The organism is Microseira sp. BLCC-F43 (genome assembly GCF_041929235.1).
Taxonomy (GTDB): Bacteria; Cyanobacteriota; Cyanobacteriia; order Cyanobacteriales; family Aerosakkonemataceae; genus Microseira.
The window spans coordinates 156,316-179,442 of sequence record NZ_JBHFNP010000131.1 but is presented as its reverse complement, the minus strand read 5'-3'; the positions used below and the strand labels follow the sequence as shown (position 1 = coordinate 179,442).

Sequence of the window (23,127 nt, the reverse complement as noted above, 5' to 3'; positions counted from 1 at the left end):
TGTAATCGGGTGGATTTTAAAAATAAGACAGTTACATTTGAAAGAGTTAAACCAACAGATTCAGGAGAAGAGACAGAAGAGTTCATCATTGATTATGACGTATTAATTGGTGCTGACGGAGCGCGTTCGGTAGTCAGAAGGCATTTTTTCAATTCAGACTATTTTGAATTTGAGCAAAAGTACGTTCGCTCTTACTACAAAACGGTTGGTTTACCAGGTAAAAATGAAAAGGCAGGCATTAATTTAAAACCCGATGTTATTCATATATGGAGACCAGAAGAAGGCATAACTTTCGCCGCAGTTCCTCAGCTAGATGGAAGGTTTATCGGTTTGTTATTTTTCCCGAAAACTGCGAAGAAAGTGGTTAATCTTTCCACCAAAGAAGAAGTAATGACCTTCTTTAGGCAAAATATGCCGGAAGCGGGTCAACTACTGGAAGAAGCAGAGGCGGAAGCTTTCGTACAAAAACCAATGGCAGGGCAATTAAAAGTTCGTTGCAACCGCTATCACTACGGGGATAGCGTGTTAATTATGGGAGATGCTGCCCATGCTGTTTCTTCATCTCTGGGTCAAGGCTGCAATAATGCTTTTGAAGATGTATTAGTTTTAGATAGTCTTTTGGATGAGTATGGTGAGGAATGGACTTTGGCGCTGGAACAGTTTACGATCCGCCGTCAACCGGATATGTACGCCTTATGGGAACTCGACACTAATGTATTTCCTGCATCCAAAACTTTGTTCGCTGAGTTCATCATCAGGGAAAGTTTTGCCAAAATAACGAATAAGTTATTTCCTCAACTTTTCTTGCCGCCTTTGCGGGAAGTACTCGCCACAAGCGCAATGCCGTATTCAGAGATTTTCAAGTCCTATAAAAATTGGATATTAAAGGTGAAGAAGTACAACGAAAAGTTTTTTTCGGCGGAATAACAAGCTTGATTGGTTGTTCTCTCCCACCTGCCCACCTGCCCACCTGCTAACCAAAGTTCAACCACATCCGGCGGGGTGATGGCAGCGACCATTGTCAGGGACTGACAAAGCTAAAACGGCTGGCACTACGATTTTAGAGCAGGATTTAAGCACTTCGGAACCTAGAAACCCGGTTTCTTGCTGGGATCTCTAGTTCCAAATCGATGATTTTTCCTAGAAACCGGGTTTCTTTGCGACTGTGAAGATTGAGTAAAAGGTCAACAGCCTTTGGATCGAGTAATCTAGACTAGAACCGCAAGTAGAATAATTCTGAGAAATCATTCATGGTTGCTACCCAGGTAAAGCACGAAGTCAAAGACCTTTCCCTCGCGCCGATTGGCAAACAGCGCATTGAATGGGCGGGGCGGGAAATGCCAGTGTTGAAGCAGATACGCGATCGCTTCGCGGCGGAAAAACCCCTCGCCGGTATTCGTCTGGTCGCCTGCTGTCACGTTACCACCGAAACGGCTAATTTAGCGATCGCTCTCAAAGCTGCAGGTGCGGACGCCGTTCTAATTGCCAGCAACCCCCTTTCTACCCAAGATGACGTTGCTGCTTGTCTCGTCGCGGATTATGACATCCCCGTATTTGCCATCAAAGGGGAAGATGCCCAAACTTACATCCGCCACGTCAACATTGCCCTGGATCACAAACCCAACATTATCATCGATGATGGTTGCGATGTAATTGCCACCCTCGTGCAAGAACGGCAGCATCAGCTTCCCGATCTGATTGGCAGTACCGAAGAAACCACAACGGGAATTGTGCGTTTGCGTGCGATGTTCCGCGATGGGGTACTCTCTTTCCCGGCGATGAACGTCAACGACGCCGACACCAAGCACTTCTTCGATAACCGCTACGGTACCGGACAATCTACCCTCGATGGTATTATCCGCGCTACCAACGTATTGCTAGCCGGTAAAACCGTTGTCGTCGTGGGATATGGTTGGTGCGGTAAAGGTACCGCCCTCCGCGCGCGGGGACTCGGTGCCAACGTAATTGTCACCGAAATCGACCCCACCAAAGCAATTGAAGCAGTAATGGACGGCTTCCGCGTCATGCCAATGGCAGAAGCTGCACCCCAAGGCGATCTGTTTATCACCGTTACCGGCAACAAACACGTCATCCGCAGCGAACATTTCGACGTGATGAAAGACGGCGCAATGGTTTGCAATTCCGGTCACTTTGACATCGAAATTGACCTCAAAGCTTTAGGAGAAAAATCAACAGAAATCAAGCAAGTGCGGAACTTCACGCAAGAATATCGCTTGAAAAATGGTAAGTCTGTTGTAGTTTTAGGCGAAGGGCGTTTAATTAACCTAGCCGCTGCTGAAGGACACCCCAGCGCGGTAATGGATATGAGCTTTGCCAACCAAGCTTTAGCGGCTGAATATCTGGTGAAAAATCAAGGCAAATTAGAACCCGGTATTCACTCTATCCCCGTCGAAGTGGATAAAGAAATTGCGCGGCTGAAATTGCAAGCAATGGGCATTTTCATCGATAGCTTGACCCCCGATCAAATCGAGTACATCAATTCCTGGACATCGGGAACATAATACTTGGTAATTGGTAATGGGTAATTGGTAATGGGAAAGAAAAACCTTACCAATTGCCCATTAATATTACCAACGACCAATGGTATCAAATCCAGATCGACAACTCCTCTTATCTTCTTCTTCTTGGCGTTCTTGGCGTCTTGGCGGTTCATTTAAAAAGGAAGTCTTGGCAGCAGATTTGGTATGATATCGCTTTTGGTTGTGCCTAAATGATTAAACCGCAAAAGACGCAGAGGACGCAGAGAAAGAGAGAAGAGATTGACCAATTACCAATTACCAATTACCAATCACCAAAGCTATGAATGAATGGATAAATGCCATGATGAATTCCCTGGGGTATTGGGGAATTGGCATACTGATGTTTTTGGAAAACCTATTTCCTCCCATACCCTCAGAATTGATCATGCCACTGGCAGGATATTCAGCAACTTTACCAGGTACCAAGATCCCATCAATACCTATCAGCATTGCAGCTGGAGTCATCGGCACAGTTGTCGGCGCATTGCCTTGGTATTATGTAGGCAAACTAATCGGCGAAGAAAACATCAAGCGGTTAGCCAACAAATACGGCAAGTGGATTAGCGTATCGGGTGAAGATATCGATAAAGTCAACAATTGGTTTACCAAACATGGGGAAAAAGCCGTGTTTTTTGGTCGTCTCGTGCCGGGAATTCGTACCTTAATTTCCCTGCCAGCTGGACTCAACGAAATGGCGTTAGTACCATTCTTAATTTACTCGACTATCGGCACTATTTTGTGGGTCACTTTTCTCACAATGGCTGGTTATCTGCTGGGCGCCAATTATGAATTGGTAGATGAATACCTCGGCCCGGTTTCCAAGATTGTGGCAGCTTTATTAGTAGTTTCTTTTATTGTTTGGATTGTGAGGAAAAAGCAAAAAGAAAAAAGAAACAGATCGAACTAAAAACATCTGGGTTTTACACAAAAACCAGATGTTTTGCATAGAGAAATTGCCTATGGCGTTTTTCCGCCTAGAACCAAACGGTAAATTTATTGCGACTGAACCACTGGGAACAAGTGGAGAACGAGGCGAAAGCAAGGTATGGGAAGCGGTCAAGCTGGCTTTTACAGATAGAAACTGCATCGCCTATTGGCGCTATCCCATATTTTCAAAAGCCGGAAAAACTAGGAAAGAAGCGGATATTTTAATCGCCGATGTTGAACTAGGTTTAATTGTGATTGAAGTCAAATCTATGACGATTGACCAGATTGTTGCTATCAACGGTCATCGGTGGGAATTACGCAAGTTTTATACTACTTATGGGCGTCCTTACCAACAGGCGGAAAATCAGTTATTTGCGTTGTTGGGGTATTGCGATCGCGAACCCACTCTCCGCTGTAAAGTTACAGGTAGAACGATTGTATCCTTACCTTTAATTACCCAAACACAATGGCAAAAAAAAGGTTTCGACCAACTCCCCAGTTGTCCTCCCATTATCTTCCAAGATCATCTTTTGCAGGTTGCTACTTCTGTCAAGACTTTACTGCAACAAATTGAGAAAGCTACCGCTGCAATCAAAGGTAAAAAGTTGGATGAAGAACAGTGGAAGTTAATATTAGCAGTCTTAGGTGGAAGTCCAGTATTCCGCAAACCTCGGTTAACCTCTCCCCCTACCCCTCTCCTGCAAGGAGAGGGGAGTAATAATTCTTCCCCCCCCTTCCCTTGCAGGGAAGGGGGGATGGGGGGGTTAGGTCTAAACACCCGTGGTGGTGTCCTACAACAAGCGCGAAATTGGTTATCCGAATTCGACTTGCAGCAAGAACTCATCGGTAAACAAATTCCCCCTGGCGCACAACGCATTCGGGGTATTGCAGGTTCGGGTAAAACCGTCCTGCTGTGCCAAAAAGCCGCACATATGCATTTAAAGTACCCAGATTGGCATATTGCCTTAGTCTTTTTCAGTCGCAGTTTATACGACCCCATCATTGCACAATTAGATAAATGGTTGCGTCGCTTCAGCAGCGGCGAGGTGCAATACGATTCGCACAATCAAAAATTGCGAGTGCTTCACGCCTGGGGTGCTAAAAATCAACCCGGACTTTACAGCATTATTTGCGAAGCATCTGGCGTTCAGCGTCTCACCGTTTACGACACAGATAGCAAGCAACCCCACGAAAGTCTGGCAGAAGTTTGTAGCTTGTTACTTAAAACAGCGACAATTTCCCCAATCTTTGATGCCATTCTGATTGACGAAGGACAAGATTTAATCGTCGATGACGAGTTTAAATTTGAAGATAAACAACCTTTTTACTGGATGGTTTATCAATCATTGCGACCCGTTGATACTCAATATCCCGAACAGCGGCGCTTAATTTGGGCATACGACGAAGCGCAAAGTTTGTCAAGTTTAAATGTCGCCACAGCGGGTGAATTATTCGGGGATGAATTGGCGCATTTGGTAACGGGTTTCTATCCAGATGGAATTAAAAAAAGCGAAATCCTGCATAAATGTTACCGCACTCCTGGCCCGATTCTGACAGCAGCGCATGGAATTGGTATGGGTTTATTGCGTCCGGCGGGAATGGTTTCAGGTATTACTATAACGCCAGATTGGCAGGCAATTGGTTATGAAGTGATGGGGCGTTTTACTCGCGGTAAACAGATTACTTTGCGGCGGTTATCTGATAACTATCCTAATATTATTCCGCAACTTTGGTCGGGGTCGGTGATAGAGTTTGCCGTGTTTGGCGATCGCCACTCCGAACTCTCTGCTTTATCCGCCAATATTGGGCACAATCTCAAACAAGATTATCTCAACCCCAGTCGCGAAATTTTAGTCATTGTTTTAGGTGAATTTTTCGATGCAATAGAACTAGAATCTCACGTAGCCGAGTTTTTAATATCCCAAGGTATCAATATTTTTAGTCCCGGTAATACCGAATGCAATATCTTAAACTCAGATCCAGAAAATCGCAATCCAAATAAGTTTTGGTGTGACGGTGCAGTCACGGTTTCTCGCATCCACCGCGCCAAAGGAAACGAAGCAGATATGGTTTATATAGTTGGCTGCGATAATGTAGCCAAAGATGAGAGCAATCTCGCACTTCGGAATCAGTTATTTATCGCATTAACCAGAGCAAAAGGTTGGGTAAAACTCAGCGGGATTGACAGCTATCCCATGTATGAAGAAATTAAAAAAGTACTTGACAGCGGCGACACTTTTAGTTTTACCTTCAATCATCGCCCACAACGAGAAATTAGCGTCACCGATGCGGGAGAATTGCTAAAGCGATATGCAGCAGGTGGGAGAAATTTTCAAAGTGCAGATTTAAGGGGAATTGAACTGGCAGGTGCTGGCTTGCGGGATGCTAATTTAATCGGTACTTTGCTAAATAATGCTGATTTGAGGAATGCTCAGTTAGATGGCGTGAAATTGGTAATCGCAGATTTAAGTAATGGGGATTTAAGTAATGCTAGTTTGCGGAAAGCAAAGTTAATGGGTGCAATTTTACGGGATACCAATTTGAGCGGTGCTGATTTGAGTTATGCAGACTTAAGCGATACAGATTTGCGAAATGCCAACTTAGTTGGAGCTAAATTAGTGGGTGCTAATTTGAGTGCTGCTGATTTGAGTGGCGCTGATTTGAGTGGTGCAAATCTTGAGGGTGCCCAGTTGAGTGATGCTAAATTAACGGGTGCGATAATGTTATATCGAATCCGTTTACATCTGAATCATTAGTAGGGGCTAAGGCTAGAGGAACTTAAAGCTTGGCGACAAAGCTTACTTTAGCCTTAGCCCCTACTGCTGTAATTCCGATGCAACCGGACATGATATTAGATGAAAGTTTGTAGGGGAGGTTGCGATCGCGGCTAGTCTAATTTATTCTTCTCTGCGAATTTATCCCAATATTTCCTACAGGCATTTTCTAGCTCAACAACGGTAATTTGACGCCCAGTATCAAGAGCCAAAGATATTCCGCTATGCCTCAAGTAGATGGTTCCCTCAACGCAAAAAATGTGGATATCGTTATCGTGAGAATCCGCGCTTAGAATTTCAAGCGATCGCGATTCTATTACTGATAATTCTGTGAACCGACTCGAACTACCGTAGGGTTCATACTCAAACTTCTGGCAGTTATCTAGAGTCACAATTATACTTTTTCCATCTTCAGAGAACATCTGCCGTAGGTAGAGAATATTTACGCGAACTTGTACTTTTCCGGGGATATTGCCGCTGATACTGTCAATACATCCATCATGGAGCATGTTCCAAATTTGTTCTGACATGAATCATTTTCTCACCGTGTAACGCTGAAGCTGACGGGCATGGTTAAGAATGGATTTGCGATTTGCGATCGCATCCCAAGCACCAAAACCCTAGCTTGCTTGTTTCAACTTGATTTGTTCCATCCAAGCTTGAGTCCCGAAGGCACCTGCCAAAAGAGCGGGAACGCTAAAATCTGCATCCAATTTTTCCCAGTGCAACCCATCACCTGAGGGAGTAATTTCAACGTCTGCTAAATCTTCAGAGGAAGCACCTGCCAAACCGGGCGCGATTTCTGTTGGAAAGCTGAAAGTTGCGCCGCTTTTTAAATTAATTACAATGCGATCGCTACTAGAGTCATAGTATGCTGACTCAGCTCTGGGTTCAATAGCATTTGCAATTGCTGCTGCTTCTCTTGCCTTGGCAATTGCTGCTTTCAACGCTGCCTCATCCAAGTTTGCATTAGCCATGATATTCCTCGCACCTTTGCAGTAGTTCTACTTGATGCTCAATTATTATTGATAGCGCTTTTGCAGCATCTTTATCGCTCATTCCTTCAAGCTCAACCAGTTGAGGACTTTCAGTTCCACTACCGAGGCTAATTCTTGCCTGTCCTCCACCTTTGAAAACATGGACGTGAGGAGGCAAGTCGTCGTTAAAGTAGATGCGAACGGCAAAGCCATCCTTCCTGAGAACAGTTGGCATAATTATATCTTGACAGGTTAGCGATCGCTCGTGTTTCTACAAACCCCATTATTTCAGAAAAGTAACGGCAAAACCCTCGACTCCCATTATTTCATAAATGAGAAAGCGATCGCATCCCAAATTCGGTATGCGATCGCATTGTTCAAACCTCTGCTGCTTTAAATTAAGCTGCGTAAGCGTCCATTTTGAGCCAACTTTTCTGCCAAAATTTGCTGATAAACCGCCTCATAGCCATCGGTCATTTTCTGAACGCTGAAGCGATTCTCTACATGCTCTCGACAATCATCGCGGTTGATTTCCTCAACTCTTCTCACCCCACTGACGCACTCGGCAACCGAGTTGCATAAAAAGCCGGTTTTTCCATCAGCAATGACTTCGGAAGTAGAGCCTAATTTCATGGCAATCACTGGCGTTCCCGATGCCAGTGATTCAATCATTACTAAGCCGAAAGGTTCGCTCCAAGTTATGGGGAATAAAGTGGCGATCGCTCGCCCCATCAATTCATTTTTCTGAGCATGATTTGCTTCACCCAAATACTGAATTTGCTCGCCATCAATGTGGGGTTTGATTTCGTTTTCGTAATACTCGACATCAACCACATCCACCTTACCCGCTATTTTTAACGGCAAACCCACTTGTTTGGCAATTTCTATGGCATGGTGCGTCCCTTTTTCCGGCGATATCCGACCTAAAAACGCTAGATAGGGAGGCTGATCGGGTTGCGGGTAAAACTCGTAACTGCCTACATCAATTCCATCGTAAACCGTCGCCACCCAATTTAACCCTAATCTAGGCTCCCGTTGCGTATTGGAAATGCTTACATATGGCTGCTTTTTGGCATATGTAAACATTTTTTCATTGTCTGGCGTAAAAATGCCATGCAGCGTGTGAAGCGTGGGGGTTTTTACCAGATTGACATAAGGTAGTGCAGCGCAACCCATATGGGAATGAATGATGTCAAATTCTGACGCTTGTTCGTACACTCGACTCAGTTGCAGCATCTCATAAATACCGTATTCTTTCACGCTGGTATCGAGTCTTAAAGCGCGGGGATGAACCGATTCAAGTTTCGCTAAAGTGATAGAATCTCCCGATGCAAAAAGGGTAACTTCATGTCCACGTCGCACTAATTCATCGGTTAGCAGACTTACCACTAACTCAATACCGCCATACCCAGGAGGTGGGACTCTCTCCCATAAAGGTGCGATCTGTGCAATCCGCATAATCATCTCCTAAAAACTGAAACTTTAAACTGCTTTCAATCGATTCACCAGGCGAGCGAAACCGGGTTTGAATCCTAACTCGCTCAACAATTTCATAAACATTTTGTAAGTTTAACCGGGTGAATTCTACTACCTTAAGGTAGAGAACGCCTATGTCTTGAAGCGTAAATTCACATAAACCCGGTTTGTTCTAGAAACCGGGTTTCTGGTGACATCTGCTCGCCCTACAATACCCACTCCCTTACAGCGCTAGCGACCTGGGCAATAGGCAAACTAATTTGCCAAAATAGCAAATATTATTTTTGTATAATCCAATGCACAATTCCCCCGACGACATATCTATCAAGAAAACGGCAAAGAAATAGGTAGAGCCGATACCGACTTAGAACGCGCTGCTCATATGCTATTCGTAGTCCGTGGCGGCACCTTTTAACCCCTCCCCCCCCTCGTTCCCAGGCTCCTGCCTGGGAACGCAGATGGAGGCGAGGCCTCCCCATCCTTTGACGGCGCTTAAGCGCCTACTACTAACTGACTGACGGCGCTTGGGCGCCTACTACTAACTGACTGACGGCGCTTGGGCGCCTACTACTAACTGACTGACGGCGCTTGGGCGCCTACTACTAACTGACTGACGGCGCTTGGGCGCCTACTACTAACTGACTGACAGCGCTTGGGCGCCTACTACTAACTGACGGCGCTTGGGCGCCTACTACTAACTAAAACAAACAAATGACACGCACATTACCAGGAGAAAAAGGATTTTGGGGTAAAGTTTGGGACGGAGTAAAAGCCGTATTTACTCCCACAGTTTACCAAGCCGACAGACAAGCAGAAACCCTAACCCGCAACACAGATTTAACCATTGAAGCCAATCAAAGACTCGAAGAAAGTCGGCAACAACTCCGCAAACAAGAACTAGCATTACAAGAATTCCAGCGCCAAGCCAACCTAGAATTTCAAGCTGAACAAAACGATCTAAATAGTTCCTTACAATCAGAACTAGCAAGACTTACCCGCGAATTACAAACCCAAGAAGCATTACTAAACCGCGAATTCCAAGCGAGTGAAGGCCAGAAAAACCGCAAACACCAAGAAAAACTTGCCCGCCTCAACATGGAATTGCAAGCCGAAATAGCAAAGCTCAACCGCGAATTTCAAGCCAAGGAAGGTAAACTCAACCGCGAACACCAAGTCCAACTAGAAATTTTCCGGTCAAACCTGCAAAAATGGTGCATCGAACAGCAAAAAGAACTGCAACTAGAACTTAAAGCCCTCGATGCCGAACTCGCTCGCGAACTGAGAATTTATCACCGCCAAACTGCTATAGAAGTTATCCACGAACAGCAACGGCAAAACAACTACCCCATTTGGTTAATTGCCGAAGATCTTCTCCACTCTAATCCAAATCAAAATCCGATTCCCCTGCGAGTTTTTCTCTCGCCTCCCAGCCTGCGGTTCGACCGTTCCGGCGATGGAAATGATGCAGCAAAAGACTTTCCCGATATGGAAGAAACACTGGGAGCCTACCTGCAACAGTTCTTTGAAAAATATTCAGCCCAAGGGCGTCCAATTGAATTCCTCTCAGGTGCTTGGACGAGTAAGTTTTTCCACAGCCAAGCAGCTACAAAATCAATGTTTCGCGGCTTAAAAACCGAGCCTACTTTAATTTTAGAATCTGCTGCTGAAGGGGATTATTTCAATCTCCGCTTTGGTTATTGGGGTTTAAATTGGGCTACTTACCGCTACAAATCAGCTATTACTATGCTGCCTTGGCAAGAAGTGCTTTTCGACTTTGCTAAACAGCGCGCCTTGCGGTGGAAAGAAAAGCGAGACAAGCACATCGCTGCGGGGAAAAATGCCGAAGAATTTGATAACCGCTACGGGATGGAGACGGTAAAGCGGTATCGCCGAAACTTGGAAATAATTGAAAACGAGCGGCTGTGTATAGAAGATGGCGATGACCCCAGCGAAATTGAACGCCTCTACAGTATCCATCAAAACGATTACAATCAATTGCGTCAATTTATCGGCATTTGTCATTGCATCATCGCGGGTTTGCTTGCCGATGAATACTTTTTAGTTCACGTTTCCCCTGAAGTCCGCCAGCCGCCCCTGTTGCCTCAAATTTTGCCCGATTTGCTGGGAGAAATACCCTCAGAAGAACAGGATAATTTAGCAGAAATTGTTGTAAATTTTTACAGGAAACTGTATAATGTTATTGGGCAAGAAGAATCGGCGTGGGTTGCAGAAATGTGGTTAAATTTAGCCGAAAGTATTCTCAGATTGCCAAAAAAACATTGGGCAGAAGCGCAAATATTTGAGTCGGTAAAAGCTTGGCTAAACTTAAAGAAACCGGGTTTTTTAGAAAAACCCGGTTTCTGGGGGGAAGGCGAACTATTAGATGCCTTAGATTCAGCTTTGACAATCGACGATTTGAGTTACGTTGAGAAGCTTAATAGCTGTTTAGATGCTGTGGGTAAAAATCGCAATTTTAGTGTTGTTAAGTCTTGCTACACCCGGGAAATTCAACATGGCAAAGAGGAAAAATATCTAGCCGCTATTGATGACTTCAACCAAGTGATTCAAATCAATCCCGATTTAGCTGACGCTAATTACAATCGGGGATTGGCTTATGCTAAATTAGGCGAGTATCAAGCGGCAATTGAAGATTACACCAAAGTATTGATATTGAATCCAAATAATGCCAATGCTTATGACAAATTGGACGAATCCGAACGAGCAATAGCTGACTACAACCAAGCATTAAGCATCAATCCCAATTTACCAGTAGTTGCCCACAACCGCGATGTGGCACAAGGCGTGTGGGATGAGAAAAAGCGCCAGCATCGGGAAGAAGAGGAACGGCGAAAAGTGGAGGAAGAGGAGAAAAAACAAAAGCAGCGAGAAGAAGAGGAATCTAAAGGGCAAGAATTTCATTTTGAGATTATTACAGTCAATGCCCAAGGGCGCGAAATTAGTCGCAAACCGGGTAAAGCAATCCAGAAATTGGCAGAATTGGGTAATGGTATCAACTTGGAAATGGTTTACATTCCGGGGGGAACATTTGAAATGGGTTCATCGGAATACTCTGGCGAACAACCCGTACATCAAGTAACCGTACAACCTTTCTTTATGGGCAAATATCCCATCACTCAAGAACAATGGCAAGCGGTGATGGGAAATAACCCTTCTAGTTTCAAAGGTGCGAAACGTCCGGTAGAAAACGTATCGTGGCAAGATGCCATGGAATTCTGTGGCAAATTGTCGCAAAAAACGGGGAAAAATTATCGCTTACCCAGCGAGGCGGAGTGGGAATATGCTTGTCGTGGGGGTACAACGACACCTTTCCACTTGGGCGACACTATTACCCCCGATTTAGTCAATTATGACGGAAACTACCCCTTTGCTTCGGCGCCAAAAGGACTTTACCGCCAAGAAACAACCCCGGTGGGGAGTTTTCCGCCGAATGCCTTTGGGTTATACGATATGCACGGGACTGTTTGGGAATGGTGCAGCGATCGCTGGCACGATAACTATAATGACGCGCCTACTGATGGAAGTTCTTGGGAAACTGGTGGATCTGATTACCGAGTCCAGCGTGGTGGTTCGTGGGACGACGATGGGGTCCTTTGCCGCAGTGCCTACCGCATCAGGAACGCGCTGGGCAATAGGTACAGGGTTTTCGGATTTCGGGTTGCGGTTTCTTAGATTCCGGGCGTTTGGTTTTCGAATTTTTAGTTTCCGCCTTTTTGGTTGCCAGTGTTTTGATTTCTGCTGGCGATGACTCTTCTTCTCTTCCCTTTAACCCTTTAGTCCTTTGCTCTTTTTCTTTTTCTCTCTTTTGCCGAAGGCGGAGCGAATTTTTTTTCAGAAACCCGGTTTTTCCAAAAAACTGGGTTTCTAGGATTTAAAAACAACCGTTTTTCGGAGAAATTAAAAGAGTATCCATTTTTCTCGTACAAGCGAGAGAGTGGAGAAGGGGCAGGCACTTCCGAGTGCAGCGTGGTGGTTCGTGGAACAACAATGCGGTCAATTGCCGCAGTGCCAACCGCAACAGGAACGCGCTGGGCAATAGGAACAGGAATTTAAGTTCGTAGTAGGTAGTTCAGTACCTCGACCTCGGGCGATCAATCGCCTACTACGAACTGCTTGTATCATCCAACTAAGATTAAGTTCGTAGTAGGTAGTTCAGTACCTCGACCTGCGGCGATCAATCGCCTACTACGAACTGCTTGTATCATCCAACTAAGATTAAGTTCGTAGTAGGTAGTTCAGTACCTCGACCTGCGGCGATAAATCGCCTACTACGAACCGCTTGTATCATCCAACTAAGATTAAGTTCGTAGTAGGTAGTTCAGTACCTCGACCTCGGGCGATAAATCGCCTACTACGAACCTAATTATCCCATTCTTTACCATAATCTCGAACGGGGTATTTAACCCACAAATCTCTTAACCATTCCCTTTTATAATGTTCTAAATACCAATGTACGCTGCTTTCAACCCAATCATAAGGAGATTTTGCCCATCCATGTTTGACGGGATTGTAGTGAATATAGTTCAAGGTTGTATAATAGTGCCGTTCGGAACGAATTGCGCGATCGCTATAACGAAACCAAACTTTACGTTTAGTTACATTGTCTGACAAATTCCATTGCCGAGAAGAAACACCATGAACTGAACGAAATATTTGTCCCAAATTATCAAAGTTAGTAGTAGGCGCTTGGGCGCCGTAATCGTAATAGTTAGTAGTAGGATCTTCAGCGTCACTATTAACCTTCACTAATAAATGATAGTGATTCGGCAAAACAACCCAAGCTCGTATTTCCATCCCTACGTTTATAAATTTTTCAAACAGCAAATTGAGTATTTGTTGACGACGCAGAGCGGATTTCATATGACACCGATGTTCGTAACAAGCTGCTGTCAATATGTAAAAAACTTGGTCGCGCACGGGGTGAGGAGGTTCGTGAGGTGGAAAACCACGAAGTTTGCGATCTTGAACTAATTGTGCTTTTTGTTCTTGGGTTAAGTGGCGATATTCGTACATGTTAGTTATTTTGTGATGAAATTGATCTAGAGTGATGGTTTCGGCGCTTTAGCGCCTACTACGAACAGTTTAGTTGTTGCGGCGCTCAAGCGCCTACTACGAACAGTGCCTAGTAGGTGTCAGGTAGATGTTAATCCCAAAGAACCCCTTGTAACGCCTAGTTGATTTTGCAGTTTTAGTTCTCGCCAAAGTTGGGCAGCTGTTATTTCTCCTTGCAGTAGTTGACGATACCGATTAATTGTCTGGGTTACTTGTGCGGGTGTTTCGTTGACGAATTCGATGCGGAAGTTGCACAAGGAGAGCGATCGCATGTGCTGCACGTACTCTGCACCTGTTTGTGCTGTGCCGTTATATACGGTATTGCGACAACCTGCATCTGCCTGGAGGATGTGTTCGCTACCGACACGGTCTCGCATTTTCACTTCGTACTTTTCGCAAGGACGACCGCAGTTAGTATAATCGGTTCCCTCGGACAAAAACGCACAGAAAACGCAATGTTCCATATGAAACATCGGCATGTGTTGGTGAATTGTTACCTCAAACCAATTAGGCGGACAACTAACAAGCAAGTCTTCCAATTGATTGATATTCAAATCGTAAGATGCCGTTAACCTTTCTAGTTTAAATTGCTGCTTAAAATAATCCGCCGTTAAAGCATTGGCGACGTTGAGGGAAAAATCCCCGATGCATCTATCTGCACCAAAAAATTGCAATTGGTCGTAGTTTCGTACCAAATATCCATCCGCTTCGCAGGAACGCACTTGTTGCAAAATCCAGTTTTCCCCCGGTTTGGTAATTCGCGGCGGTGCCACCCAAATTGTTTGGTTAGCAACTGTTTGATTTTCGCGGACAAACTGCACTGCTTTACCATAAGCACGGGGATCTTCAAATTCGCAGTAAATGGTCTCTATTCCCGCTGCTAATGCTGTTTGCAGTTGTTGCATAGAACGTACTAACACAATTAAGTTGGTGCCTTGAACATTAGCGATATTTGGTTGATAGTTTTGTGGGATGGGCGTCTCGCCCGTCTCTTGTAATATCGCGGCGGGCAAGATGCCCACCCCACAAGAGTTATCCTCTACTTGTGCTGCGGGCAAGATGCCCACCCCACAAGAGTTATCCTCTACTTGTGCTGCGGGCAAGATGCCCACCCCACAAGAGTTATGCCCAACTTGTGCCACAGTTTTTTTAGCTGGCAATAAATCTGTAATAGCAGCATCTTTCCGCAATTCCCAACGTTTAGGTTTCGCTCTCAATTCTTCTAACTGGGATACAATCTCTCGCCGCAAGCGGTTCAATTCGCTTACGGGCAACATCACATCACCCTTGAGGTGATTTGTCAATTCCCCTAAACAAAAAGGAGTATTGCCCAAGCGCCCGAATTGTTCTTGCAATCGTTTGGTTGTCAGGGGTTGATTCTGCGCTGCTGCTAGGGTAATTGCAGATTCTACTTTAACTATATGACCGGATTCGTCGCGTGCGATCGCGCACAAATGCCCCCCCATTTCCCCATAAATTTCTAACCCAATCGGACGCTGAAATTTGGGATTTTCCCCAGCGAAACTCTGACGCAATTGTTTGTCTAATTCCGGATCGCTAGTTTTCCAAACTTTATCGCCTACTTGTATCCGTCGCCAGTTCAAATCCCCTCGTCCAAAAGTCAGCAATGTTTCGGCACCTTTTTGTTCCACCGCATAAACTCGACCGCCTTCTTCTTTTGTTTCCGGGCGATTACAATCAAACACAACCCCATCCCCAGGTTTAACAGGTGCTTCTAACCGCAACGCTATCTTTTCATTGCGGATGCGAATCACTTCACCTAAATAAACTCCCCGCTTTTTACCAAACCTGGCGTGAACCAATTCTTGATTGTTAATTCCCTCAAACCATCCCGTATAAAGTCCGCGAGAAAATGCCATTTCCAAGTTGTATTTTTCTTGTTCAGAAACAGAAAACTTCTTCCCTTCCTCCCCTTCCTTCCCCGCGTCCCCACGTCGGGGCGTCCCCCCGTCCTCTTCCACTCGATCCAATGCTTCGCGATAAACTCGAGTCACATTTGCCACGTACTCAGGACTTTTCAAACGCCCTTCAATTTTCAAAGAACTTACGCCAGCTTTGACTAACTCTGGTAATATCTCTAACCCCGCTAAATCTTGAGGACTTAACAAGTATTTCCGGTTACCCAAATCTGCCACTTTTCCATCTACAATTAACTCATAAGGCATCCGACAAGCTTGAGCGCATTCGCCGCGATTTGCCGAACGTCCTCCTAATGCTTCGCTAGTCAAACACTGACCCGAATATGCCACGCACAAAGCACCGTGTACGAATACTTCTAAAGGCAACGAAGCATTTTTTTCTGCTATTTGTTGCTGAATTTTATCAATTTCTTTCAGCGAACATTCCCGCGCCAGTACAACCAACTGACAACCCAAAGACTTAGCAAACTCTACCCCAGTCGCGCTGGTAATAGTCATTTGAGTAGAAGCATGGATGGGAAAATCTGACGAGAGGTGACGAATTACACGACAAATTCCCACATCTTGAACGATCGCTGCATCTACACCCGCTGCAATAATCGTGCGGATATATTGTTCTGCTTCTGCTAGTTCGCCCGCAAAAATTAGCGTATTAAAAGTCACGTAGCCTTTTACACCTCTACGGTGCAAAAATTCCATCAAGCGGGGTAAATCAGCTTCGGTAAAATTTTGCGATCGCATCCGCGCATTAAACCGCTCCAAACCAAAATAAATCGCATCTGCCCCATTTTCCACAGCAGCTTTAGCACAATCCCAATTACCTGCGGGAGCAAGCAACTCCGGGCGCTTAAAATTGATAGAGGTAGATTCCGATTGTTGGGTGGGTACGTTCATCTTGGGTGCGTGCGGCTTTTTGCAGTTCCATAGCCATGATATCGTCGATTGCTCTATACGTACACAGGCAGCGCGATATCCCTACAATTTCTACCAACCTCTTCTTCTTGGCGTTCTTGGCGTCTTGGCGGTTCGTTTAAAAGTTAAATACAATTTCTCAGATTTAAAGCCAATTACCCAATAACACATAGGGTGCCCAGAATCGCGGACGTTGATACTGAGAATTTTGCAACAGATTTAGCTGAGCTTGACGCAAAGCTTCGGCTTTTGTAAGTTGTTTGTCAGCAATTCCTTGATAGAACTGACTCATCAACAGACTAGTGGACTTATCATCTACTTGCCACAAAGAAGCGAGAGTACTGCGCGCCCCCGCCCGCAGCGCTACTCCAGCTATTCCCAAAGCTGCTCTTTTGTCTCCTTTAGCAGTTTCGCAGGCACTCAGGACAAGCAATTCAATTGCTTCCGGACGGCGTTTGTCTCTACTTCGGAGCAAGCTGTTTAATTCATTAACTTTAATCGGTTTATCCCAAGCCAGAATAAAAGTTTCTTCGGCATTGGAACTAAACTTACCGTGAGTCGCTAAATGTACCACGGTCAGCGCCTGCAAATTAATTTGATTGTTGAAAGATTGGGTATTAAATAGCTGATTTAACAACATTTGCCCAGAAACTTCAGATTGAATTTGCTTTAACTCATTCTCAACATTAGGGAGAGGCGAGAAACCATACCGCGCTTCGGAGATTCCTGCAATTAAAGCTTTCAATTGTATTTGTTTCACCGGTTTTGGTTCAACAATTTGCAGACCTGGTGAAGAGGCAATGGCATACTTTTCAATCAGATATTGCTGCCCATCGTAAAGTGCTGCCATCGGGATATTTCGCAACGAACCATCTAGGACAAATACTATGGTTTTGATATTGCTTTGCTCTAAATCTGTGGCAGCGGGTCGAATCAACCAGTTATACACTTGTTGCGATAAAGATTGAGCTTCTTTAAGCCTGTCTGGTTCTGTGAGGTATCGCCGCAATTGTTCTAGAATACTTTCTACTTCTGACTGAGCAATAGAAGTGGTGTAACGACGCAATGGTTGTTGGGGTAATTTGAAGATAACCTCGATGCGGTCTGGCAAAATAATTGGATAGATAAATGCTGCTGTTTGGTCTTGCTCAACTACAGCGTCAATCGGACGTTTGGCAACTAAACAAGCTTGCCGAAAGAAGTTATCTAGTTCTGCTAACTGTAAAGATTCGATCGCTTGACGCGCTTTCAGGAGATTTTCTTGTTTGGGTTGAGCTGGAAGAGGACGCGGGGAAACAGGGACGCGGGGACGCGGGGATTCTAACAAGGAAAAATTTTCTTGGTTTAGAGGAATAAATGAAGAAGGGTCGCGCAGAGCTTCTCCCCAACTCCTTGTCTCCGCGTCTTCTTCCTCAGGGGATTGCAATAGTAAATCAACGAACTGCCGATAAACGGGTTCCACTTTTTCGCGAAAAGAAAATTGCACGTCGGAATTGATTGCCACTAAATCGGAACGCAGGGATTGCAGGGTTTGGACGGCTTGTTCGTAAGCTGAAATGGCTCTTTCATTATCTCCCTTAGTTTTTAGCAGGCGTCCGATCTGCCATTGCCATTGATAAGCAATTTCCGAGGCATCAATTGTTTGCGCGATCGCTAATGCTTGCTGAGTTAGGCTAAGTGCATCAGACTCCTGCTGGTTTTGTTCGTATAATTGCCCTAATGTGCCAATTGCATAGGATTCGGCGCGTTGGTCTTGCAGATTTTTTGCCGCTTGGACGGCTTTTGCCAGCATCTGTGCAATATCGCCGGATACCGCCAACCCCGATTCCTCAATCGTTGATAGTTTCATCAGACTTTCAGCTAAGTCAATGCGGGCGTAGACAGTGGTTCGACTTGGGGGTAAGCTATCAATTTGAGTTAGGATGGCATGCCATAAAGTAGAGGCTGCATTCCATTGCTTTTCTTCCAACAACAAACTCAGTTGATTGAGTTGGATTTGGATTTTGATGGTAGGGGAAGGAGAGGAAACGATCGCTTCTTGGTAATAATTTAAAGCACTTTGGTTATCTCCTCTGGCTTGAGCGGTTTTGCCCAAACCGAGTAGCGCTTCGCTAATATATTGGGGCGAACGCACAGTTCGAGCGACTGCTAAACTCTGTTGCAAAGCTGCCTCAGCGCGGTCTAAATCGCCGATAATTCGGATAACGTTGCCCAGATTCTGCATTCCCGCCGCTTTCAGCGGTGAATCTGCTTGTTTTTCTAGAATTTCGCTGACTTCTGCCAGGGTTTTCTCAGCCAGACGGTAAAGCCCCAAAGCTTGCTGTGCAGTAGCTTGATTGATGCGGCTGCGAATCGCTCCAGATGTGTCGCCGATATGTGCATAAACCTCAGCCGCCCGTTTCCAGCTATTTAAAGCTGGTTCCGCTTGTCCCCGCGCCAATTGCAGACGACCTCGCACATCCAGAGTTTGGGCGAGGATGTGCAATCGCTCTAGAGCAGGAGTTGGATGGGGTTTGGTTTCGAGGAGGGAGAGACTTTGAGCGGACGCATTTTCTGCTTGGGACCATTGTCCCAATTGTTGATAAACCAAGGAGAGATTGCTTAACGCCGCCGCTTGCCAAAGTTTGTTTCCAGAAGTTTGGAAGGCAACTAATGCCCGTTGCAACATAACACCCGCCTCAGAAAATCGTTGAGTTTCGTACAAAGTTCTACCCTGTTGCATCAACGCTTGAGCATCAGATACACCTTGAACGATAGAGGTTGCTACAGCTTTATGAGCGATAGTAGGCAATGCTGCTGCGCCCAAGAACATTGCTAAAAGTACCAGGACGCTTCCCCAACGGTGCCCCCACTTCAACAAAGATTGGATTCTCGGGAAAATTTTATAGCGGTTTTTATACATATTTTTGGGATTTTGTCAAGCTTATAAACCGGGTTTCTGGCTGGGATATCTAGTTTTAAAGCGATAGAAACCCGGTTTGTTGGCGTAAGTCCTAAGTTATTAATTATTCAGTCGCGATGCAGGGCAGAGAATTGACCGATACCAAGTCCCGCGAGGGGTTGCAGTTGGCGGGTTAGCCGTGAGGATAACCTCGCCATTAGCACCCCTAACCCACCCAGTCGCTTCCACAATCTCAGTCGGCATGGGCGACTCCTGAGCCCCTCTGCTCCCCTGCTCTCCTGCCCCCCTGCTCTCCGGCGCCTGTGGGTTAGGAGTGACCCAACCAACATCAAGGGCATTGTTGGCAAGAGCTTCCCTGGGAATCGGAGGTAAGCCGCCGCGTCCGGTGATGAAAAATTCGTTCGCGGCTAGCCTTGTACCTGTGGGACAATCTGGAGCGATTAATCGAGTAACATCAACCAAGTTGGCTGGTAATTCTATTAATCCAGAGCTAGGGTCAACATCGGGGGTGTTAATCGTAACGGTGCCACTCAACCCAATGTTAGAAGTGGCAGTGATGTCGCTAGTTTGGGGGTTAGGTTGTTTTCTCGCCTCTGTGCCAAAGATTGCTTGAGCGTTAATTCTGACTTGACCGCCAATGCCGCCGAAGGCGTTGGCATCAATGTCGCTATTTTCTATAGCCACAATATTTTCGGAGGAGTGATTACTAGGAACGCAAAAACTTAGACATTTTCCGAAAAAGTAGTACATCTCGCTGTAATAAGTGCAACTAGCTGTAATAATATTTAACTATTAGCGCTAGATATCGCCAGGGCTGGTGATGGTTATAATTGGTTATGACGCTCGGCAACACGGCTGGTATTCGATTAACATTCAAGCTCAGGCAAGAAGGACATTTTTCTGTGTTGTTAACCGCAATTAAAACCAAGCTGAAATTGACCGACTCCCAAAAAGTTTTGATGGCCAAACATGCGGGAATATCTCGGTTTACTTATAACTGGGGTCTAGCAACTTGGCAGGATTTATACCAATCGGGACTTCAGCCAAATCATTACCTGCTAAAGAAATTCTTTAACAATCAAGTTAAGCCAGTTTTACCCTGGATTAAAGAAAAAGGGATCTGTCAAAAAATTACTGAATTTGCGTTTGAGAATTTAGGGAAAGCCTTTAAAAACTTTTTCGACGGCCTCTCAGAGTATCCCAAATTTAAAAGGAAAGGCTGTCATGAGAGTTTTACAATAAATGCAGGTGGAAAACCAATTGCCATAGGCGGAAAAAGGATTAAATTACCAACCATCGGATGGGTGTCAACTTATGAATCTTTACCTCACACCACAAGCACAAAGGTTACTATATCCCAAACAGCAGGCGATTGGTACATTGCTTGCGCCTATCAAATCTACCCAGAAATCACCTCTAAAAAATCCGATTATGTCGGGGTAGATTTAGGAATAAAAAAATTAGCTATTTTATCAACAGGAGTAGTTTTTGTCAATCCCAAAGCGTTAAAAAGAGGCCAAGCGCTTTTAAAGAGATTACAACGTCAACTTGCTAGAAAAGTTAAAGGGAGTAACCGTTATAAAAAACAAAAACTTCGGATAGCTAAACTGCATAGAAAACTTGCTAATATTCGTAATGATGCGACGCATAAAGCAACCACATATATCTGCAAAAACCACGCAGTAGTTGCTTTAGAAGACTTGAATACCTCTGGAATGTTAAAAAATCATCGGCTGGCTGGTGCCCTCAGCGATGCTAATTTCTCAGAATTTCGGAGACAGGTTGAATATAAAGTTATTAGATACGGTGGAACTCTCATCATAGTTGATAGATTTTACCCATCTAGTAAAACTTGTTCAAGTTGTGGACAGATTCAAGAAATTAGTCTGGCTCAACGTGTTTATGTTTGCCAGAAATGTCAGCTAAGTGTTGACCGAGACTTAAATGCATCTAAAAATTTAGAGAAATATGCACGGATGGCTAAGCCGTGCCTGGACGTTAAGGGATAACCCCTCCCATGCTCCTGATGAAACGTCAAGTAATGTCTAGTTTTGTCTGGATTTTATCTAGCAGCTACCACTCCGGCTCGCCCCGTAAGGATTAACCGCCCGGTTTCGACGGTTAAATTGCCTCCAGCAGCCGTGGCTCCTTGCGAAACTGAGCTAGTTAGACCGCTAGTCAAACCGCTGCCTATCAATTGCACCGACTCCCTTGCCATTACGGTTAAATTACCACCCTGTCCTGCACCTAAAGTATTAGTTGATACGAGTGCCCCATCCCGAATGATTAACCGCCCCGTTTCAATCGTTAAATTGCCCCCAGCGCCCGTAGCTCCTGGCGAGACTTGAGTACTCAAGCCACTACGAAGCCTTCCATCAGCTGAAGTTCCCATCACTTCCACCAAGTCGCGAGCTGAGACTGTCAATCTGCCTGCCGTTCCCGCACCCGAAGTATCCGCAGATACCCTTGCTCCACCCCGAACGATTAATTGTCCCGTTTCAATCGTTAAATTGCCCCCAGTCCCTGTAGCTTTTGGTCTTACTGAGGTAGATAAGGCGCTGACAAACCGACCATCAGCGGCAGTACCAATTAATTCCACTAACTCGCTTGCTGTCACGCTCAACGTTCCCCCTGATTTTGACCCCAAAGTCTCGGCTAGAATCGCGGCACCGTCCTGTAGCGTCACCCGCCTGCCCCAGACTCGAACATCACCGCCCCCCTCTCCACTCGCATCAACAATAGCCTTGCCAGACAGCTCAATGTCCTGGAAATTCTGCACGCCCTGGTATCCCAGAACAAAGCCTTGAGGCGTTGGAGTTAGACTGACCAGACTGTTACTCGCGACACTGCCAATTTCAATTTGCCCTTGCTCTGCCGTCAGAATGCCGCCCTCCAGTGCGATATTTCCACCGACCAACGATAGAGTTCTACCTGGGTTTACCTGGAGTCCAACAAATACATTATTACTGTCAGTAACCACTGAGCGATTAACGATCCTGCCTGGATTTGCACCAAATTGCAAGCCAATGGGCACATTGATAGTTAATAAAGGTGGAGCTTGCAGATTCGTGGCACTAAACTCTGTCCCATCAGCAAATTTGATACTACTTGCCGTACTGCCAAAAAACGAACCTCCAATATTCAACCTTGCATTCGGCCCAAAAATAATCCCATTGGGATTGAGTAAAAATAAATTCGCCGTACCATTAGCGCGAATCAACCCATCAATATGAGAAATCGACCCACCCGTTACCCGACTAAAGATGTTTTGAATATCACCAGTATTGTTAAAAAAAGCTTCGCCACCTGTGGGAACGGAAAACTCCCGAAAACTGTGAAATAGGTTCCTACCTGCCGTCGTGCCTCCCTCAATCGCGCGAGTCGTTCCTTGTAGGTTGACCGTGGAGTTATTTGGCAGAGTAGCATCGGGGACAATTTGTGCCGCCGTTGGGTCAGCGACCCATAAACAAAACAGAACGCTGCCTGAGAGCAACCCGAATCGGAGAGGACACCCTTTCATAAGCCGAAGCATTCAGGTTTTGCCGCAATGATGGCGATGAATTTTACTGGAAACGGTTGCCCAAGTCTAGATGAAGTTTTGGGCAGTGA

16 protein-coding genes are annotated in these 23,127 nt (G+C 45.4%); 7 read left to right on the top strand and 9 right to left on the bottom strand.

The window, feature by feature from the left end; all coding sequences use genetic code 11:
- The first annotated feature begins 9 nt into the window (after nt 1–9).
- The 4 genes from ACE1CM_RS18885 (at nt 10) to ACE1CM_RS18870 (ending at nt 6,223) form a co-directional block, all read left to right on the top strand.
- A complete protein-coding gene (locus ACE1CM_RS18885) occupies nt 10–927 on the top strand; it encodes an FAD-dependent oxidoreductase (RefSeq protein ID WP_374879276.1) in 918 nt (305 codons plus the stop codon).
- A 323-nt stretch (nt 928–1,250) separates the two neighbouring features.
- Complete coding sequence (gene ahcY / locus ACE1CM_RS18880; RefSeq protein WP_374879274.1) at nt 1,251–2,522, top strand: adenosylhomocysteinase; 1,272 nt, start codon at nt 1,251–1,253, stop codon at nt 2,520–2,522.
- 298 nt (nt 2,523–2,820) lie between these two features.
- The gene (locus ACE1CM_RS18875) at nt 2,821–3,447 is read left to right on the top strand and encodes a DedA family protein (RefSeq protein WP_374879273.1); all 627 of its coding nucleotides are present in this window, start codon (nt 2,821–2,823) and stop codon (nt 3,445–3,447) included.
- Between the two features lie 52 nt (nt 3,448–3,499).
- Entirely contained in the window at nt 3,500–6,223 is a 2,724-nt protein-coding gene (locus tag ACE1CM_RS18870; protein ID WP_374879271.1) for a pentapeptide repeat-containing protein, read from the top strand.
- Between the two features lie 131 nt (nt 6,224–6,354).
- On the opposite strand, the gene ACE1CM_RS18865 is transcribed toward ACE1CM_RS18870, so the two are convergent.
- The 3 genes from ACE1CM_RS18865 to ACE1CM_RS18855 form a co-directional block, all read right to left on the bottom strand.
- Complete coding sequence (locus tag ACE1CM_RS18865; protein ID WP_374879269.1) at nt 6,355–6,771, bottom strand: hypothetical protein; 417 nt, start codon at nt 6,769–6,771, stop codon at nt 6,355–6,357.
- Nucleotides 6,772–6,861: 90 nt separating this feature from the next.
- Nucleotides 6,862–7,218: a DUF2442 domain-containing protein gene (locus ACE1CM_RS18860; RefSeq protein ID WP_374879268.1), complete on the bottom strand. Its 357-nt coding sequence runs from the start codon at nt 7,216–7,218 to the stop codon at nt 6,862–6,864.
- A complete protein-coding gene (locus tag ACE1CM_RS18855; protein WP_374879266.1) occupies nt 7,211–7,453 on the bottom strand; it encodes a DUF4160 domain-containing protein in 243 nt (80 codons plus the stop codon). The genes ACE1CM_RS18860 and ACE1CM_RS18855 overlap by 8 nt, the downstream gene beginning before the upstream one ends.
- 30 nt (nt 7,454–7,483) lie before the next feature.
- Between ACE1CM_RS18855 and ACE1CM_RS18850 the strand changes: the two genes are divergently transcribed.
- Nucleotides 7,484–7,615 (top strand): hypothetical protein, encoded by a 132-nt coding sequence (locus ACE1CM_RS18850; protein ID WP_374879264.1) that lies wholly within the window; start codon nt 7,484–7,486, stop codon nt 7,613–7,615.
- Here the strand turns inward: ACE1CM_RS18850 and ACE1CM_RS18845 are convergent.
- The gene (locus ACE1CM_RS18845; RefSeq protein WP_374879262.1) at nt 7,612–8,676 is read right to left on the bottom strand and encodes a glycosyltransferase family 4 protein; all 1,065 of its coding nucleotides are present in this window, start codon (nt 8,674–8,676) and stop codon (nt 7,612–7,614) included. The two genes, ACE1CM_RS18850 and ACE1CM_RS18845, sit on opposite strands and share 4 nt — an antisense overlap.
- Before the next feature lie 729 nt (nt 8,677–9,405).
- On the opposite strand from ACE1CM_RS18845, the gene ACE1CM_RS18840 reads away from it, so the two are divergent.
- Nucleotides 9,406–12,384: a tetratricopeptide repeat protein gene (locus tag ACE1CM_RS18840; protein ID WP_374879260.1), complete on the top strand. Its 2,979-nt coding sequence runs from the start codon at nt 9,406–9,408 to the stop codon at nt 12,382–12,384.
- A gap of 687 nt (nt 12,385–13,071) precedes the next feature.
- On the opposite strand, the gene ACE1CM_RS18835 is transcribed toward ACE1CM_RS18840, so the two are convergent.
- From ACE1CM_RS18835 to ACE1CM_RS18820, 4 genes are all read right to left on the bottom strand, one after another.
- Nucleotides 13,072–13,725: a transposase gene (locus ACE1CM_RS18835; protein WP_374879259.1), complete on the bottom strand. Its 654-nt coding sequence runs from the start codon at nt 13,723–13,725 to the stop codon at nt 13,072–13,074.
- A 119-nt stretch (nt 13,726–13,844) separates the two neighbouring features.
- Nucleotides 13,845–16,598, bottom strand: coding sequence for a DUF3656 domain-containing protein (locus tag ACE1CM_RS18830; protein ID WP_374879258.1), 2,754 nt, complete (start codon nt 16,596–16,598; stop codon nt 13,845–13,847).
- A 163-nt stretch (nt 16,599–16,761) separates the two neighbouring features.
- Nucleotides 16,762–19,476, bottom strand: a complete 2,715-nt coding sequence (locus ACE1CM_RS18825; RefSeq protein WP_374879256.1) for a CHAT domain-containing protein — start codon at nt 19,474–19,476, stop codon at nt 16,762–16,764.
- Nucleotides 19,477–19,617: 141 nt separating this feature from the next.
- On the bottom strand, nt 19,618–20,202 hold the full coding sequence (locus ACE1CM_RS18820) for a hypothetical protein (RefSeq protein ID WP_374879254.1): 585 nt from the start codon (nt 20,200–20,202) through the stop codon (nt 19,618–19,620).
- A gap of 152 nt (nt 20,203–20,354) precedes the next feature.
- Between ACE1CM_RS18820 and ACE1CM_RS18815 the strand changes: the two genes are divergently transcribed.
- On the top strand, nt 20,355–21,527 hold the full coding sequence (locus ACE1CM_RS18815; RefSeq protein WP_374879252.1) for an RNA-guided endonuclease InsQ/TnpB family protein: 1,173 nt from the start codon (nt 20,355–20,357) through the stop codon (nt 21,525–21,527).
- A gap of 53 nt (nt 21,528–21,580) precedes the next feature.
- Here the strand turns inward: ACE1CM_RS18815 and ACE1CM_RS18810 are convergent, their stop codons facing one another.
- Nucleotides 21,581–23,038 carry a filamentous hemagglutinin N-terminal domain-containing protein gene (locus ACE1CM_RS18810; protein WP_374879250.1) on the bottom strand — a complete coding sequence of 486 codons (1,458 nt, stop codon included), beginning with the start codon at nt 23,036–23,038 and terminating at the stop codon, nt 21,581–21,583.
- Nucleotides 23,039–23,127 lie beyond the last annotated feature (89 nt).

Coding starts and splice junctions, on each gene's coding strand:
- ahcY (WP_374879274.1), top strand. CDS start 1,251: ATGGTTGCTACCCAGGTAAAGCACGAAGTCAAAGACCTTTCCCTCGCG.
- ACE1CM_RS18875 (WP_374879273.1), top strand. CDS start 2,821: ATGAATGAATGGATAAATGCCATGATGAATTCCCTGGGGTATTGGGGA.
- ACE1CM_RS18870 (WP_374879271.1), top strand. CDS start 3,500: ATGGCGTTTTTCCGCCTAGAACCAAACGGTAAATTTATTGCGACTGAA.
- ACE1CM_RS18845 (WP_374879262.1), bottom strand. CDS start 8,676: ATGCGGATTGCACAGATCGCACCTTTATGGGAGAGAGTCCCACCTCCT.
- ACE1CM_RS18860 (WP_374879268.1), bottom strand. CDS start 7,218: ATGGCTAATGCAAACTTGGATGAGGCAGCGTTGAAAGCAGCAATTGCC.
- ACE1CM_RS18835 (WP_374879259.1), bottom strand. CDS start 13,725: ATGTACGAATATCGCCACTTAACCCAAGAACAAAAAGCACAATTAGTT.
- ACE1CM_RS18830 (WP_374879258.1), bottom strand. CDS start 16,598: ATGAACGTACCCACCCAACAATCGGAATCTACCTCTATCAATTTTAAG.
- ACE1CM_RS18815 (WP_374879252.1), top strand. CDS start 20,355: ATGACGCTCGGCAACACGGCTGGTATTCGATTAACATTCAAGCTCAGG.
- ACE1CM_RS18840 (WP_374879260.1), top strand. CDS start 9,406: ATGACACGCACATTACCAGGAGAAAAAGGATTTTGGGGTAAAGTTTGG.
- ACE1CM_RS18865 (WP_374879269.1), bottom strand. CDS start 6,771: ATGTCAGAACAAATTTGGAACATGCTCCATGATGGATGTATTGACAGT.
- ACE1CM_RS18810 (WP_374879250.1), bottom strand. CDS start 23,038: ATGAAAGGGTGTCCTCTCCGATTCGGGTTGCTCTCAGGCAGCGTTCTG.
- ACE1CM_RS18855 (WP_374879266.1), bottom strand. CDS start 7,453: ATGCCAACTGTTCTCAGGAAGGATGGCTTTGCCGTTCGCATCTACTTT.